General features: G+C 47.9%; 9 protein-coding genes. 3 read left to right on the top strand and 6 right to left on the bottom strand.

Annotated elements, in window-relative coordinates; all coding sequences use genetic code 11:
• From JHU38_RS11490 to JHU38_RS11465, 6 genes are all read right to left on the bottom strand, one after another.
• Nucleotides 1–323, bottom strand: a 323-nt coding sequence (locus JHU38_RS11490; RefSeq protein ID WP_317196023.1) for a sigma factor, incomplete at its 3' end; no start/stop codon positions are given.
• A 209-nt stretch (nucleotides 324–532) separates the two neighbouring features.
• Entirely contained in the window at nucleotides 533–2,620 is a 2,088-nt protein-coding gene (locus JHU38_RS11485) for a M6 family metalloprotease domain-containing protein (protein ID WP_158267267.1), read from the bottom strand.
• Between the two features lie 177 nt (nucleotides 2,621–2,797).
• Nucleotides 2,798–3,253: an ExbD/TolR family protein gene (locus JHU38_RS11480; protein ID WP_107581187.1), complete on the bottom strand. Its 456-nt coding sequence runs from the start codon at nucleotides 3,251–3,253 to the stop codon at nucleotides 2,798–2,800.
• Nucleotides 3,250–3,780, bottom strand: a complete 531-nt coding sequence (locus tag JHU38_RS11475) for an ExbD/TolR family protein (protein WP_317196022.1) — start codon at nucleotides 3,778–3,780, stop codon at nucleotides 3,250–3,252. Before JHU38_RS11475 ends, JHU38_RS11480 begins: the two co-directional genes overlap by 4 nt.
• A complete protein-coding gene (locus JHU38_RS11470) occupies nucleotides 3,777–4,292 on the bottom strand; it encodes a hypothetical protein (protein ID WP_107581186.1) in 516 nt (171 codons plus the stop codon). The genes JHU38_RS11475 and JHU38_RS11470 overlap by 4 nt, the downstream gene beginning before the upstream one ends.
• Nucleotides 4,289–5,152, bottom strand: a complete 864-nt coding sequence (locus JHU38_RS11465) for a MotA/TolQ/ExbB proton channel family protein (RefSeq protein WP_107581185.1) — start codon at nucleotides 5,150–5,152, stop codon at nucleotides 4,289–4,291. Before JHU38_RS11465 ends, JHU38_RS11470 begins: the two co-directional genes overlap by 4 nt.
• Before the next feature lie 671 nt (nucleotides 5,153–5,823).
• Between JHU38_RS11465 and JHU38_RS11460 the strand changes: the two genes are divergently transcribed.
• From JHU38_RS11460 to JHU38_RS11450, 3 genes are read left to right on the top strand one after another with little or no spacing between them, the layout of a single operon-like run.
• Nucleotides 5,824–11,307 (top strand): alpha-2-macroglobulin family protein, encoded by a 5,484-nt coding sequence (locus JHU38_RS11460; protein ID WP_107581184.1) that lies wholly within the window; start codon nucleotides 5,824–5,826, stop codon nucleotides 11,305–11,307.
• 2 nt (nucleotides 11,308–11,309) lie between these two features.
• Nucleotides 11,310–12,365 (top strand): DUF1573 domain-containing protein, encoded by a 1,056-nt coding sequence (locus tag JHU38_RS11455; RefSeq protein WP_107581183.1) that lies wholly within the window; start codon nucleotides 11,310–11,312, stop codon nucleotides 12,363–12,365.
• Between the two features lie 2 nt (nucleotides 12,366–12,367).
• On the top strand, nucleotides 12,368–13,261 hold the full coding sequence (locus JHU38_RS11450) for a 4-hydroxy-3-methylbut-2-enyl diphosphate reductase (RefSeq protein ID WP_107581182.1): 894 nt from the start codon (nucleotides 12,368–12,370) through the stop codon (nucleotides 13,259–13,261).
• The last annotated feature ends 277 nt before the right edge of the window (nucleotides 13,262–13,538 follow it).

Raw genomic sequence — 13,538 nt, 5'->3', positions numbered from 1 at the left:
TACGAGATAAATTTGAATCCACGAGTCTCGTCAAACTTCTCCGCGGCTTTCACTAGACCAATGTTGCCTTCGTCAATCAAGTCGGTGAGCGAAAGGCCTTGGTGTTGGTATTGTTTGGCAACAGAAACCACGAATCTCAGATTGGCAGTTACCAGTTTTTCCTTGGCACGTTCACCTTCGTGGCCACCCTTTTTGATCTTTTGTGCCAGTTCAATCTCTTCGTCAATGGAGATAAGTGGGGCACGGCCAATCTCAACAAGGTACTTATCTAATGCCTCGCTGGAGCGGTTTGTAATACTCTTCTGAATCTTTAGTTGTCTCATTCTTTTTACCTGTTTCTTTCATTCTTACCAAGGTTATCATCCTGAAAGTGAAAATCTGCTGCCAACCTGGATAAAAATAGGGTGTGATATACGTATACCTCGTTTTGAAAGGCGTGCAAAGGTACTCATTAAACGCATGCGTGTCAAGTGCTTTTAATGAATATTTGCCGAATGTTTTGTTAATTATAAAACTTTAACACGCGGCTTTCTTATTTCCTTATCTTTCTTCCATTTATGATATAGATTCCTGCCGGCAGGTTGTCGATGGAAGAACCACGATAAATTCCCCGTAAATCATAGACGCGCGGCGCTGTTTTCGTTTTCTCTTGATGGAGAACAGGGATTGCCGTCGCTGCTTTTTTCTTTATGACACACACGTCGTCAATAAAGAAGCGCTTGCTGCCAATGAATGTCAAGGTGTGGTTTCCATGCGCCGTAATGGGAAACGTGAAAGTCGTAAAATGGTCGCTGCTGATGTTTTGGGCAACATGCAGAGGCTTATCATCTAAGCGTATGTCAACGGATGTGCCGTCTTTCACCCACACGGCTAACCTTACATGTAGTATATATTCGCCATTGAAGGTGATCGCCGGTGAAGTCAGTTGGCCCGATAGGGTGCTGCTGCCCACTTTCATGCAGCCTTTGCCGGCTCCTCCTGTGTTGTAAACCCATCCGGGATGGTCCGTATACACTTTGCTCGAAGCAATGTGTCCGTTGAATCGTCCGTCATTTCCTCCTGTTCCTCGACAGTCTTTGAACGACTCGTAGAACAAGGTGTCGTTTTCTGCCGGCGCTTTCATTTCGTGCGCTTTGATTCGGAATGTAACGGTAGAGTCGGCCTGTTGAACTATCCGAACAATGTCTTTGCGCATGAATAGCGACCCGTCTATATTGGGCTGGTAGAGCTTTGCCGCAGGATTTGATGTCTCGGTCAGTTCGTCAATATCATTAAATGGATAAAGATTGTGCGTATTCTCTCCCGTCGACTTGAATGTATAGGTTGGTTTTTGTCCGTCCGCGGTGATGAGCGTGCAGCGTGGATGTGCGTTGTCTGTATTGATATGATTGTTCTTCCAGGTCTCTTCGTCGTAGTCCACGTGGGTTATCATGAGCCCACTGCCGGGCAGATCGGCGTCCCAGCCTTGTTGCCGGCGGTTTTCCAGCAGGTAGAACTCGTTGGGATAGGCTTCGTTTCTGATAATGAATGTTTCACCATAGCTGTCCATCGGCTTCATGCGTGTGATGGTAGTATCGTTCTGCAAGAGTGTGGGATTTTGCCAGCCGCATTGCCATTTCTCATAGGCCGTGAACCCCGAGGGCCGGTGCCCGTTGCCGCCAAAGCAGCCATAGCTCATCACCGACCACACCCCCATGTCGGCTACGCCTTGGTTGCTGGTGTCATAAAAGTCGGGTAGGCCTAAGCAATGGCTGAATTCATGACAGATTGTACCTATTCCGCACAGCTCTCCGTCGCCATTTAGCTCGGGGCCGCAGGCATACGTATTGATAAATACGCTGCTGATGGCCAGCTTCCGGCCATAGTCGGAGTCTTCCAGGTCCCATTCGTGGGGCCATATTGTTTCACTGCCGCCCTTGTCTGCCTCACCTTTGCCTGCGTAAATGACGAAGACCTGGTCGACTTCGCCATCCTGATTCCAGTCATATTTCTTGAAGTCCGTGTCTTTAGCGGCCAGTTTGCAAGCCTCGGCAATCATCTCTCCGGGGCGACGGTCGGCGTATTGGTTGCCAATCTTTACATTGCCACCATAATAACTGCGGTCATGACTTAATTCATACACGCCTTTCACGTCAAAAGTCAGGTCGAATTTGCCATTACTTTGTGCCAGAAAGTAGTCGTGCACGCTGCCTTGGATGTCTCCTTCCTTATATTGTTCTTGGTTGGCCAGCTTGTCAAACACCTCCATCGTATGGGTCGGATTTAATTTCACGTCCTTGAAATTGACCAGTAAAATCAAACCTTTCTTCTTGCCGATATTCACCGCTTGGGCCTGGTTGTTCTTCAACCGAATCATTCTTTTAGCCTCAATCTTACCGCTTCTGCTTTTGGGCAAACTGCCGGGAAAGGTTTCCGCGTCGGTATAAGAAGAGCCGTCTTCGTTATATTTATTACCTTCGACGTCCGTATAAAAACGTGAATTTTCGTCGCCCGCCAGTCGTACACTTACCGTGCGTCCGTTTTTGAGTAGGAGATTTTGCCATTGATTCGGTTTAGCGGGACCGCTAAACGCCACGGTTATATAGAAAAATAGAAAGGAGAATGTAATGGCTTTTCGCATGTGAATTGTTTTTGATGGTTTACAAATATACAGAAAATCGCTGTAATATTTGTAGAAAATGAAATTTTTAATGCAATTCGGCAAGATTTTTTCCCGTCGTGTGGTCAATATAAATATCGTTATCAGCGACATTCTCAACCTTGGGAAAGTCAAAAAAATGCCGTTGACCGTGCGATTCTATTTCTTTTGTGTAGCCGAATAGCTTATTCTCAACGCCTTAGCCTGTCTCAGCGCCTGCTTCACCTCGTTGATTACCTCCATCCGAGTGTCACGATCGGCTTTGATGGACACCGTCATCAGCTGCCGGTCTTCGGGTGCCATCTTGCTACGCTCTGCCGAAAGGTAGTCTGCGATATCAGCCGGCGTCACGAGCCTGTCGTTCATCTGAATCACGGTTTTACCCGAATGGCCTTGCCCTTGCAATGATTTGCCTATATATATATAGGTGACGGCCGACTTCTTGGTCAATCGTGTCAGTTCAACGCCTTGCGGTTCACGATACTTCACTTTCAAAGTGACCTTGCGCATGTGTGTCACGATCATGAAAAAGAAGAGTACCGAAAAGATCAGGTCGGGTAAAGAAGCGGTGTTCAAGCCCAGCATTTCAGGTCGCGGCCTACGAAATCTGCTCATCGATCACCTCCTTTCGTATTTTCCGGAATAGACTCGGTCACATGCAAGGGGCAGCGTTCTCTGATATTATCGCGCTCTACCGTTGCCAGACGACGAAAGCCACGCCCGTAAATCTTCCTTGCCATCCGGTCGCGCCAGTGCTGATGGGCCGCCACCAAACTGTTTTGTAATTGGAAATAGCAGTCATAACTCGAAGCCGGATCAGCGGCAACCACAATCAGATGGTCGGCTCCCAACGACTGCAGAAATTCTTCGACACGCCCTTGAAGCTGATTCATCGGCATGACTTTGTCATCAACAAGGAGTTGATCGGCCGCGTCAATCCTTAATTGGAGCAATTTCTGTCTATTCACCTCTGTAGCTTTCTGCTCCTGTTTGGTCTCCATAGGTGGCAACTGGCGGGTCAGTCCCTTGTCGATATCCATCGACGAAGCCACCAGAAAGAATATCAACAGCATGAAAGATATATCAGCCGTCGAAGTGGTGTTGAGCCCCGGAACCCGGCGATTGCGCTTGCGAAACATCATTTCGGTTTTCCTTTACGTTTATAACGTGTCGCGCCGTAGCTAACAGCAGCTATGGCCGCTACCAACAAAGCCAGACCGGTATAAATAAACATGTCGGCAACCTTCAGCCATAAGCGGTCCGAAAACAGCCTGTCATTGATTTGCAACGGTTCGGCAGAAGCGCCGAAAGCCGAAAGCGTCACAATCACCAAAAGGCCTCCCAACAACCCATGTGTTATCTTACGCCGGGGCACGTTGTTTTCGTAGCCTTCGCCGTCACCATGCCACTTTCTGATGTCGAGCAAACCACGGACCAGAACCAGCACAACAACCAATAACAGGAAGAGAATCCCCAGCAACAAGACCGCATCCGTAAAGAGAGGAGCGTTGAAATCGGGATTTTCCATATAGGGCCGGTCAAATCCCACGAAAAAGAAAAGCAGGAAAACGATGCCTACCAGCCCCATGAGAAGATAAAGCACGCGTTGCGAAATCTTCTCCGCCGGCCAATGGATGATTTGCGTCAACTTCATTTCTTCAGTTTATACTTCATGACAGAGTCGAGCAGTGAGATGGCCGATTCTTCCATCTGCGACGTGACATGATCTATCTTCGACAGGATGTAATTATAGAAAATCTGCAAAACCAAGGCCACGATGATACCGAAAATGGTTGTAATTAAGGCCACCTTCATTCCCGAAGCTACAATCGTCGGGCTGATATCGCCGGCCGTCTGTATCTGGTCGAAAGCCATCACCATACCGATAACCGTCCCCAGGAAACCCAGCGAGGGCGCCATGGCGATAAAAAGAGTAATCCACGAACAGCCTTTTTCCAGATTGGCCGACTGCACCGTGCCGTAAGACACCACCGAACGCTCTATGTTGTCAATCGATTCGCCTACCCGCAACAGCCCTTGATAGCAGATGGAAGCCACCGGTCCGCGCGTTTCACGGCACATGGTCTTGGCCCCTTCTATGTCGCCCGCCATCAATTTATCGTCTAAGTCGGCCATGAACTTCTTGGCGTTGATTTCCGACAGACTCAGATAAATGATCCGTTCGATGCAGAAAGCCAATCCTATGACCAGCGCCAAGGCTACCAACGACATGAATCCGGCGTTACCTTCGATGAACTTCGACTTCAACAGCTGGTGAAAACTTTTATCTTCGGCTACCTCGGAAGCGTCGTTCTGCACGCTTGAATCATCCTGTACCAGCATAGCGGAGTCGGCTGCCGGACGATCTGTCGCGGCAGAATCGTCAACAGCTTTTTGCGTTTTCAGAACGGCAGTGGCCGGTGTCTTGGGCGTCACTTGCTGAGCGTACACAGGCACAGCGCTTGCTGCCATCAGCACAATCGACAGGCAGAAACAGGCTAATATCTTCTTCATAAGTCCAATACTCGATATCATTATGACTTGCAAAAATACATATAATATTCGTGTAGGCAAAAAACGCATTTATCATTTAACTTTATTTGAAAATGAACTGCCACACATCAACCACCGAACACCTATCACCCAACAGCCTCAGACAACCATCCGGTATCGCCCGCTACCTGTCACTTGATACCCGGAAATATCTTTACAAACAACTCTTCACAGTTCGATTATTTTCAAACAAAAATATTTTGGCCCGAAATAATCGATTTTACGCCGTTTTTATAATCCTCTCATTATCAATCACTTGTCTTTTTCGCTCTCGTTAAAGCGCCGCTTTTTATCTCTCATTACGTCGTTTTTAGTCTCTCAAAGGAGCTTTTTTAGCTCCTGAAAGCTATCCTTTTACCTTGCAAAAGCACTGCTTTTGCCTCATCATAGCATAACTTTTACCTCCTCATCGCTCCCTTTTCAGCTTCCAACAGGTTCTTTCGCGTGATTTTACAACCTAATTGCGCCTCTCGCAAAGGTCGTTTTTATGGTTATAAATATTTACAAAGGCAGTTGGCAAATTCAATTTCATGTACTGTTTCAAATTGCAAAAATATCAGATTATCTTGGGCTTTACAAATAAAAATTTCTACCTTTGCAATATATAATAATGTGTAAACAGACTGCAAAAAATGAAGAAAATACTCATTGTCCTAATCACGATTCTCACTTGGTTGCCTCTTATCGGTACTGCTCAAAGTTATAATATATTGTGGAAAAAATGCACAGAAGCAGAACGAAAAGACTTGCCCACAGATGAACTTATCATCCTCAACCAAATAGCTCACAAAGCAAAGACGGAACGAAAATACGGTCATCTGCTGAAGGCAGAATTCAAAATAGGACAGGTTAAAGCCGGCATTTCACCGGACTCAATCGCCTTCTCGCTTCAACAGCTGGAAGCTAAAGCTGTTGCGGCTGAACATAAAGACCTCGTTTTGGCTTCCATTTATCAATGCGCGTTGGGGAAAATCTATGCCACCATAGACTTTCCCGGCAAAGATTGCCAAGCCGAAAGCAAGCGATGGTTTAAAAAAGCCATGAGCCATCCCGACAAGTTGGCCGCTACAAAGGCTGACAACTATGAGCCACTGCTTTGTGAAGGGGCCGACAGCCATCTCTTTTATAACGACCTTCTGCACGTTATCGGATTTGAGGCCGGTGATTTTCAGACCATGTATCAATGGTATACCGCGCACAACAACAGATCGGCAGCCTGTCTTTGCGCCTTCAAACTGATACAACAAGACAGGGAGGCCGATATCTTAGAGATACGGAAGTCAAAATATTCGCAAACGATCGACTCACTGATCAATGTCTATAAAGACCTGACGGTAGCGGGAGAGCTGGCCATCGAGCGTTATAATTTCATGGACCGGGCCACCGACGCGACAGCGACCGACAAGTACAACTACATCAACTATGCCTTGAGTCATTGGGGCGCATGGCCTCGAATGAATATTCTACGCAACGCGCAGAAGCGTCTTACCCTACCGAGTTTTATCGTGGAGATTGACGGAGACATCCTATTGCCGAATAAACCGAAAATGGTTCATATTCGACAAATCACCAATTTGCAATCGATTACGATGTCTGTCACCCGCCTCAACACCGGCCATGTGCTGGAGTTAGACCCCAATCTCGCAAATGACTATGCTAAGATAAGCCACCTGTTGTTGACCAATACGACTTCGACGCTCACCCACAGATATGTAGGGCAGCCGCCCTATAAGGTATGCTGCGACTCGATGCAGATAGACGGACTGGCTACAGGTGTGTATCTGATAGAATTTACAACCGACAACAAGGACGTCAAGCCCGAGAGAGCCCTCCTGCACGTCAGCAATCTGATGGCTTTGGCTCAGCCACTTCCCAATCATCAGTTGCGACTCGTCGCCTTAAACGCAACGTCGGGACAGCCTGTCGCCGGCGCGCATATCCGCTTGCTGAAAGATCAGGTCATCAAAACTCTCACCACAGACCGCAATGGCGAAGCCATCTATACGGGTCAAGAGGAAGTTGGTTATATGATGGTTTTCACCGAAAACGATAAGTTCCGCCCTAAAATGTATGCCAATGGCCAGATTAGTTTCTCAAACGAATCGGATAATTCTGAGCTAAACGTGGGGCTTTTTACCGACCGCAACTTGTATCGTCCGGGACAAACGGTCAAAGTTTCAGCGGTGGCTTATACCGCTAAGCACAAGAACGATGAGACGAAAGTGGCTGCCGGAAAAACCATTAAGTTGACACTGCGCGACGCGAACGATAAGGTGCAGGGAGAGAAAACAGTCACGACGGACGACTATGGCACGGCCTCGGCCGAATTCATATTGCCCCGCACGGGCCTGACGGGCTACTTCTCGGTTGCGGCCGACCGGCAAGCACGTTGCGCTTTCCGTGTGGAAGAATACAAGCGTCCTACTTTCGACGTCGCTTTCAGTCCTTATCTCAGCGACTATCGCAGCGGAGATACCATTCAGGTGGAAGGCGTCGCCAAGAGCTTCGCGGGCATTCCCGTTGCCGGAGCTACCGTGAAGTTGAGGATTCAACGCCGACCGCGCTTCTTCTGGACCCGTCGATACAATGCAAACGTATATACCTTTGCGCCGGACACAACCGTAACCGACGCCGAAGGCAATTTTTTTGCCCGTGTTCCATTGTTCTTGCCCGAAGGGAAAAAGGATGAAGCGCTCTACTACAATTATGTCGTTCAGGCCGTCGTCACCGACATGGCGGGTGAAAGCCACGAAGCTTCCACCACCTTGCCACTGAGCAATCGTACAACAATCTTCAGCACAAACCTTGCTGATCGGCTGGACAAATCGCGGTTGGGAACCTTCAAGTTCACCTATACCAACTTGCTGGAAAAAGAGATAGAGGCTTCCGTTCGCTATCAAATTGACGGTCAGACATACGCCGCGGCAGCCAACCGGGATATCGAGCTCAACAAATTAAATCTGCAATCGGGTCGCCACGAGCTGCTGGCAACCTGCGGAACGGATACGCTCAAGCACTCTTTTGTCGTCTACTCGTTCAAAGACAAGACCGCTCCCATCGCCACCCACGACTGGTTTGTCATATCCGACAAGGCCTTTCCGGCCGACGGCCATGCGGTGGCCGTGCAGTATGGATCGAGCGACGAGCATGTGCATGTGGTCTATAACATATTTTCCGACCACAAATTATTGGAGCAAGGACATGTTGACCTCAATAAAGAAGTGCGCACGCGTACCTTTAAATATAAGGAAGAATACGGCGACGGCATCGTCATCTCAATGGCATGGGTCAAAGATGGCAAGTGCTATACGCATCAGGCGCGCCTTGAAAAGCCGTTGCCAGACAAGACTTTGAACATGAAGTGGCTTACGTTCCGCGACCGGCTGAAACCCGGTCAGGACGAAATATGGAAGCTCCGGATAACCGACAGTAAGGGAAAGGCCGCCAAGGCACAGCTGATGGCCGTGCTCTATGACAAGAGCTTGGACGACATCATCCCACACGGCTGGACTTTCAGCCTGCCACTCTATCGCCGTTTGCCCTATGTTGGTCCATGGTTGGGCAACCGCACCCAGTCGATAAACCTCTATGGAGAAGAACCTTTCCACGCGCTTCAGGAGAAGTTGCTGGACTTCACGAAGATTGATCCGTTCGTCTTAAATTGGGACGACATGTATATCAGCTATCCGATGATGGCATACGCGGAAGCGACAGGCAGTCCGCGAAAGCGGATCGCAGGCAAGGCTTACGCCAAAGGCATGGCGCTTAGCCGGGCGGGAATGGCTACCATGTTGGGGTCGGATGCTCTTAGTAACGATTCGGAAGGCCAAGCCGCCGATACGGATACAGAGGACGAGGACGCGAAAGAGACTCCACAGCGGTCGCAGACGCCCACAATCAGGCAGAACTTCAACGAAACCGCGTTCTTCTATCCGGCTCTGGAATCGGACGATCAAGGGCAAGTAAGCCTGCGCTTCACGCTTCCCGAAAGTGTAACAACCTGGAAGTTTATGGGCTTTGCTCATGACAAGACGATGAATTACGGCCTTCATCAAGCCGAAGCCGTCGCTCAGAAGACGTTGATGGTCATGCCGAACATGCCACGTTTCGTGCGTATTGGCGACCGGCCGCAGCTCAGTTGCCGAATCGTAAATACCACCGACAAGGCACAAAGCGGTAAGCTGACGATGCAACTCATCGATCCACAGGATGAGAAAGTAGTGTTCTCACAGGTAAAGAACGTCGCCATTAAGCCCAAAGAGACTGTCGCCTCCGCGTTCACATTCAGTCCCGAGTATGTAATGAGCAATCGGGACGCGGGCATTCTCATTTGCAGAATGACGGTGGAAGGTGTGAATTTCAGCGATGGAGAACAGCATTACCTCCCCATTCTCGCCGACAAGGAGAACGTTATGAATACGATGGCTTTCAGTCAGACACACGCCGGAACACAAACGATTGACGTGGACAAACTGTTTCCTGTGAAAGAAACCGGCAACCGCCTCACAATCGAATATACCAATAATCCCGCCTGGCTGATGATCAAGACGCTTCCGACGGTAGCCGCCGACAAAACAGAGAACGCTATCTCGCAAGCGGTTGCCTATTATGCCAATAGCATTGCGCAGCGTATCATTTCCGGCAATCCCAAAATAGCCGAGACAATCAGGCTTTGGAGTCTTTCTTCAAAGCAGGAAGCCAAGAGCGCTTTTGCCACCATAAACCAAGAACAGGAAAATACGCCTTGGCTGCAAGACGCCCTAAAGGAAAACGAACGGCAAGAGCAGTTGCTCTCTTATCTTGATCCCAACACGATCAAGAACCGACTTGACGCAAATCTTACGCAAATCAAGAAACTACAGAAAGCCAACGGCTCTTTCTGCTGGTGGGAAAACGGTCCCGGCAGCCTCCATATTACCCTCGCCGTTTGTACCATATTGGAGCGGTTGGGCATGATGACAGGCGAGAAAAACGACGCCACGGCGAAGATTCTGCAGGCCGGCATGGGCTATCTCGAAACGGAAATCGCCAAGGAAGTGGCCCAACTCAAGACCTGGGAGAAAGAAGGAGCCAAGAACCTGCTGCCCAGTGAAAGCGCTATTCAGTATCTGTATCTGTGCGCGCTTCGCCGGCAAAACCAATGGAAAGCCGATTATCAATATCTCCTGAAGCTGATAGAGAGCCATCCTACCGCCCTCACCATTTACGGAAAAGCTACGATGGCTGTCATCCTCGGCCGTTCCGGAAAGAAAGCGGAAGCCCGGCAGCAGTTGAACAGTCTCAAACAGTATTCTGTATATAAAGAAGAAATGGGGCGTTACTACGATACGCGCAAGGCCTATTATTCTTGGTGCGATTACAAGATACCGACTCAAGTGGCAGCGATAGAGGCCTTAAAGTTGGTTACCCCCGATGACAGACAGACCATTACGGAAATGCAACGCTGGCTGTTGCAAAGCAAACGCACCCAACAATGGGACACGCCGATCAACTGTGTCAATGCTGTCTACGCTTTTGTAGACGGAAACCTGGCAACGTTGACTGATAACACGGCACCGGCTACGCTCAAACTCAACAATTCCGTTTTAACAACAACGGCTGCCGTACCCGGCACAGGGTATGTGCAGGCACGACAAACGGGTAGTCATTTCGGAACGTTCACGGCTGAAAATCACGCGGACAGAGTTGCCTGGGGCGCCGTATACGCGGAATTTACTCAAAAAGCGGCCGACATAGCCGACGCCACCATGGGCATAAGCGTGAAACGTGAGGTTATTACGCCCAATAAGGACGTAAAAGTGGGCGACAGAATTAAGGTAAGAATAACGATTACAGCTGATAGAGACTATGACTTTGTGCAAGTAGCAGACCATCGTGCGGCATGTATGGAACCCGTACGGCAACTCAGTGGCTACAGCCAAGGTTATTATTATAGTGCCAAAGATGAGACCACTTATTATTATTATGACATGATGGCTAAAGGCACTCATGTTCTTGAGGCTGATTATTATATAGACAAGGCCGGAGATTACTCGACAGGAACCTGCACGGCACGCTGCATGTACAGTCCGGAATACACAGGACGTACCAAAGCTCTCAAGCTACAAGTAAAATAATTATGAAGAAAGCAATATTACTCTCATTACTGGTCGTCAGCTCATTGAGCGGCGTGGCACAGAAATTATCTGTTGAAAAAGAATCTATTAATGTGGGACAGGTTCTCTACAGAAATCCTGTCACGGTGGAATTTAAGTTAACTAATAAAGGATATAAGCCCTTACGAATAGAAAAGGTACGCACCAGCTGCGGCTGTACGACGGTTGCGTACGCCAATGAAACAATAGCGGGCGGTAAAGAATATATTCTGAAAGCCACGTATGACGCGGCCACACTCGGCCATTTTCAAAAAGAAATAGGCTTATATATAAACGACAGGAAACGACCATTAATGCTTAAAATACGCGGTGTTGTTGTCGACGAGCTGAAAGATTATATCGGAAACTATCCATACGACTTGGGAGACTTGAAGACTGATAAGAATCAAATCGAGTTTGACGACATCAACCGTGGCGACAGACCATCCGTCAAAATACATATATATAATAATGGGGATCAGGTGGCAGAGCCGCAGGTGATGCATCTGCCCAACTATCTAACGGCAGAAATTGCGCCATCAAAGATCGCGCCTCGTCATCAAGGTGAGGTCATTTTAACGCTTGATACCAAAAAGCTACGCGACCTGGGATTATCGCAGACGAGTGTCTATCTGGGATTCGCGCCAGGGGAAAAGGTTTCTTCAGAGACAGAACTCCCTGTTACGGCCGTACTGCTGCCATCATTCCAAAATATGACAAGGGAAGAGTTGGCTCAAGCGCCCAAATTGAAATTGAGCACAGAGAATCTGGACTTAGGGGAATTTCATGAGAAGAAAAAGCTGAAAGGAATGATTGAAATTTTCAACGCGGGACAAACCACGCTTGAAATTCGAAATCTTCAAATGTTTACGACGGGACTTGAGGTCGCGCTAAACAAAACAAAGATAGCTCCAAGAGAATCGGCCAAACTCAAAATCGCCGCGACACGTGATATCCGGAAAGTACAACGTCCGCGCGTACTGATGATTACCAACGATCCAGAACATCCGAAAGTAATTATCAACATCAATGTAAAATAAGTATGATACAGATAGAAATTGATGATGGAAGCGGCTTTTGCTTTGGTGTCACAACGGCTATTAAAAAGGCAGAGGAAGAATTATCAAAGGGAGGAACGCTATACTGTCTGGGGGACATCGTGCACAATGGTATGGAGGTGGAACGCTTGCACGAGCAGGGACTCATCACCATCAATCATGAACAGCTGAAAGAATTACACGATGTGAAGGTCTTGCTGAGAGCCCATGGCGAACCTCCGGAAACATACGAAATAGCCCGAAAAAACAATATAGAAATAATTGACGCGACATGTCCGGTAGTGCTTCAGCTACAAAAACGTATCAAGAAGCAATACGAATGTAACCAAGAGGATCGTAACAGTAAAGAAGACAGGCAGATTGTCATATTTGGCAAGAACGGACACGCAGAGGTTCTTGGGCTTGTGGGACAGACCCGAAGTAAAGCCATTGTCATAGAAAAGTTTGACGATGTAAAGTTATTGGATTTTAACCGTGATATTTATCTGTATTCACAGACGACAAAGAGCCTTGACGAATTTCATCACATTATAGAATATATTCAAGAGCATATAGCCAAAGAGGCGGAGTTCAAGAGCTTTGATACAATCTGCCGACAAGTAGCCAACCGCATGCCCAATATCTCGACTTTTGCTTCGCGGCACGATGTCGTACTCTTTGTCAGTGGCCGAAAAAGTTCAAATGGCAAGGTTCTATACCACGAATGTAAAAGAATAAACGCCAACAGCTTCCAGATAGAAAGTGCGGAAGAAATCAATATGTCATGGTTTGACGGAGTAGCAACTGTCGGAATCTGTGGAGCAACGAGCACTCCCAAATGGCTTATGGAAGAATGCAGAGACTATATCTTAGATCATTATAATAAACAATGTTTTTGATATAAAGATAATGTGAAGTGTGAAGTGGGAAATGTGAAGTGTAGACAGCTTACCTTTTTGCACTTCATATTTCAATTCCTCTCTATCAGTACTCCTTCCTTGGGATGGGAACCGAAGGTCGCTGTTTGCGTAGGAAGGTAAAACAATGGGCGGGAGAAGGCTCTTATAGGTTTCGTCATTTGTGAACCTGTTTCCAAAAAACGGCTCACTCGATAATTTGTGGGGGACAAGTCTGCAAGCGATGAAGCCATATAAATCTGTCAATCGTTTATGGGAG

Source organism: Prevotella illustrans, assembly GCF_017426725.1.
Taxonomy (GTDB): domain Bacteria; phylum Bacteroidota; class Bacteroidia; order Bacteroidales; family Bacteroidaceae; genus Prevotella; species Prevotella illustrans.
This window is presented reverse-complemented; position numbering and strand designations above follow the sequence as displayed.

Excerpts from the sequence above, each read along its gene's own strand:
- JHU38_RS11485 (WP_158267267.1), bottom strand. The coding sequence starts at position 2,620 with ATGCGAAAAGCCATTACATTCTCCTTTCTATTTTTCTATATAACCGTG.
- JHU38_RS11480 (WP_107581187.1), bottom strand. The coding sequence starts at position 3,253 with ATGAGCAGATTTCGTAGGCCGCGACCTGAAATGCTGGGCTTGAACACC.
- JHU38_RS11475 (WP_317196022.1), bottom strand. The coding sequence starts at position 3,780 with ATGATGTTTCGCAAGCGCAATCGCCGGGTTCCGGGGCTCAACACCACT.
- JHU38_RS11470 (WP_107581186.1), bottom strand. The coding sequence starts at position 4,292 with ATGAAGTTGACGCAAATCATCCATTGGCCGGCGGAGAAGATTTCGCAA.
- JHU38_RS11465 (WP_107581185.1), bottom strand. The coding sequence starts at position 5,152 with ATGAAGAAGATATTAGCCTGTTTCTGCCTGTCGATTGTGCTGATGGCA.
- JHU38_RS11460 (WP_107581184.1), top strand. The coding sequence starts at position 5,824 with ATGAAGAAAATACTCATTGTCCTAATCACGATTCTCACTTGGTTGCCT.
- JHU38_RS11455 (WP_107581183.1), top strand. The coding sequence starts at position 11,310 with ATGAAGAAAGCAATATTACTCTCATTACTGGTCGTCAGCTCATTGAGC.
- JHU38_RS11450 (WP_107581182.1), top strand. The coding sequence starts at position 12,368 with ATGATACAGATAGAAATTGATGATGGAAGCGGCTTTTGCTTTGGTGTC.